Genomic DNA, 3,160 nt, shown 5'->3' on the forward strand with positions numbered 1-3,160 from the left:
GTGCGCCGCGACGTCGTCGGCGACGGCGGTTCCGCCGCCGACCGCAAGCTGCGCGATCCGGTCGCGGAGCCCTGCGACGAAGTCCGCGAGCAGTCGGTCCTCGTCCGCGCGTGCGCCCAGCGCCGCAAAGGACGTCGCCGTCGGCACCGGCAGATCGACCTTCGCCATCGTCGTGTTGATGCCGGCTCCCAGCACGACGGCGTGCGGGTCACTCGGCAGCACCTCGGCGAGGATGCCGCTGATCTTCAGACCGTCGACGAGCACATCGTTCGGCCACTTGAGCCGCACGACGTGGCCGGGAAGCTGTGCCACGACGGCATCCGCCATCGCCGCGCCGGCGACGAGCGGAATCCAACCCCGGTCGTGCGTCGCCACCGCGCCGACCCGCAGCAGTATCGACGCCGCGAGTGCGGAGCCGGGCGGCGTGGTCCACGTTCGGTCGAGACGTCCGCGCCCCGCACGCTGATCGCGGGTCACCACGACCGACAGATGCGGGTGACCGGCGGGGTCGTCGGCCGCGTTGCGCAGCAGCTTCGCGTTCGTGGAGTCGACGGTGTCGATGACGTGAACGCGGGGCGAGACGGCGGCGGCCAGCGGGAATCCCTCGGGCGGAGTCGACATGCGGCCACCCTACGCCCGAGCGCTGCGCGGGCCCGCCGAGTGTGCTGGTTGCGCGCGAGTGAGCTGGTTGTGTGCGGGCAGCAACCGGTACGTTCGGCAGCAACCGGCGCGCTCGGCGATCGCGGCAGCGTGGGCGACCCACAGCGGATCGCGATTCTCGTTGTTGATGTCCCCCAACGCGCGCGGGGCACCGCTCGCTAGGGTGGAAGGCGTGCCAGAGCAGCCAGCCCAGCCCCCGCAGCCCGCGCAGCCCGACCTGTCCACGACCGCCGGCAAGATCGCCGACCTCCGCGCGCGGTATCAGGAGGCGATCGTCGACGCCGAGGCCGTCGCTCAGCAGAAGCAGCACGCCAAGGGCAAGATGACAGCGCGCGAGCGCATCGAGCTGCTCGTGGATCCGGGTTCGTTCGTCGAGCTCGACGAATATGTGCGTCACCGGACGACCGCGTTCGGCATGGACCGCTCGCGCCCCTACGGTGACTCCGTCGTCACCGGCGTCGGCACGATCCACGGCCGCACCGTCGCCGTTTACGCGCAGGACTTCACGACCTTCGGCGGTTCGCTCGGCGAGGTCGCCGGCGACAAGATCATCAAGGTCATGGAGTTCGCGCTGCGCGGCGGCATACCGATCATCGGCATCCTGGATTCGGGCGGCGCCCGCATTCAGGAAGGCGTCGTCGCCCTCGGAAAGTACGGCGAGATCTTCCGTCTGAACACCGCGGCATCCGGCGTCATCCCGCAGATCTCGATCATCATGGGTCCCGCCGCGGGTGGCGCCGTCTACTCCCCCGCCCTCACCGACTTCGTCGTGATGGTCGACAAGACGAGTCAGATGTTCGTGACCGGCCCCGACGTCATCAAGACCGTCACGGGCGAGGACGTCGGCATGGAGGAACTCGGCGGCGCCTACACGCACAACACGCGCTCCGGTGTCGCGCACTACCTCGCCGAGGACGAAGACGACGCGATCGACTACGTGCGCAGCATGATCAGCTATCTTCCCGACAACAACATGGCCGACGTCCCCTCGTACGAGAACGGGTTCGAATGGGAGACGACGGATGCCGACCGCACACTCAACAGCCTCATCCCCGACTCCGCGAACCAGCCCTACGATATCCATCAGGTGATCTCGCACGTCGTCGACGACGGCGAGTTCCTGGAGGTTCAGCCGCTGTTCGCGCCGAACATCGTCATCGGGCTCGGGCGGATCGAAGGCCGCACCGTCGGCGTCATCGCGAACCAGCCGTCGCAGATGGCGGGGACGCTCAACATCGAGGCGGGCGAGAAGGCGAGCCGCTTCGTGCGGTTCTGCGACGCCTTCTCGATCCCCATCCTCACCCTCGTCGACGTGCCGGGCTACCTGCCCGGTACCGACCAGGAATGGACCGGCGTCATCCGCCGCGGCGCGAAGCTGCTGTACGCCTACGCCGAGGCGACCGTGCCCCTCGTGACCGTGATCCTGCGCAAGGCCTACGGCGGGGCGTACATCGTCATGGGCTCCAAACAGCTGGGGGCGGACATCAACCTCGCCTGGCCGACGGCCGAGATCGCCGTGATGGGCGGCCAGGGCGCCGTCAATATCCTGTACCGCGGGGAGATCCGCAAGGCCGAGGAGGCGGGCGAGGACGTCGCCGCCGTCCGCACTCGGCTGGCGAACGAGTACACGTACAACGTCGCCTCCCCCTTCCTCGCCGCCGAACGCGGAGAGCTCGACGGCATCATCGAGCCCGCGCAGACCCGTGTCGCCGTCGCGAAGGCTCTGCGGTCGCTGCGTGGAAAGCGCGCCAGCCTGCCGGCGAAGAAGCACGGTAACATCCCGCTATGAGCCGCGTAGAGGGGGCCCCGGGGGCGAACCCGGTCGCGAACCCGGAGTGGGGTGCGGAGGCGGATGCCGTGCATGTCGACGTCCTGCGAGGCGATCCGACACCGGAGGAGCTCGCCGCCGTCATCGCCGTCGTGACGGAGGCCTACGCGCGCGAGGCCGCCGACGCCGTCGCCGACGACGCGCCGCGGCCGTCTGCTTGGCAGATCGCCGCCCGAGGTCTCCGCCCACCGCTGCGCCGCGACATCGCCTGGGGCCGCTTCGCCGGGTGATCACGTCTTGATGCTCGCAGAGCATCAAGACGTGATCATGTCGCGCACCCTGTCGGGTGGAGCCGCGGGGTCGCAAATGGTCGCAACACGTCTGGGATAGCGACCAACTGCGACCCGCCGATGACCCGGCGGCTCCGGCGAGCGTCACGGTTCCGACCCCGACCGGCTCAGCTTGTCCCCCAAAATACCTACAGACACAGCGAGGTGGACGCGTCAGACTGGATCCGCTGGAACGCTTCTGCGTTCGGCTGACCGCGCTGTTTCGGCGCGCTCAGCCCTCGCGAGCCGGTTTTCGGGTAACCGCTCGCCAGGCGAGGGGCGGGCGGCTTCGCCGCCCCTCGCCTCCTTCTTCAGCCCGCCGCGTCGGTCCGCGAAGGCCGGGGCACGCGCACGGCCTCCGGGCGATTCAGTCGCGCGTCGGTCCGCGAAGGCCGGGGCACGC

General features: G+C 69.6%; 3 protein-coding genes. 2 read left to right on the forward strand and 1 reads right to left on the reverse strand.

All coding sequences use genetic code 11. The annotated features are described in order from the left end of the window. Window positions 1-621: biotin--[acetyl-CoA-carboxylase] ligase (locus WBP48_RS10500; protein ID WP_424440020.1), on the reverse strand; the 621-nt coding region annotated here is incomplete at its 3' end. A gap of 211 nt (window positions 622-832) precedes the next feature. Between WBP48_RS10500 and WBP48_RS10505 the strand changes: the two genes are divergently transcribed. Next, window positions 833-2,449, forward strand: coding sequence for an acyl-CoA carboxylase subunit beta (locus tag WBP48_RS10505; protein ID WP_424440023.1), 1,617 nt, complete (start codon window positions 833-835; stop codon window positions 2,447-2,449). Then, on the forward strand, window positions 2,446-2,718 hold the full coding sequence (locus tag WBP48_RS10510) for an acyl-CoA carboxylase subunit epsilon (protein ID WP_424440026.1): 273 nt from the start codon (window positions 2,446-2,448) through the stop codon (window positions 2,716-2,718). The genes WBP48_RS10505 and WBP48_RS10510 overlap by 4 nt, the downstream gene beginning before the upstream one ends. Window positions 2,719-3,160: the final 442 nt, after the last annotated feature.

The sequence above is a fragment of the Microbacterium sp. genome (genome assembly GCF_049661145.1).
Classification (GTDB): Bacteria; Actinomycetota; Actinomycetes; order Actinomycetales; family Microbacteriaceae; genus Microbacterium.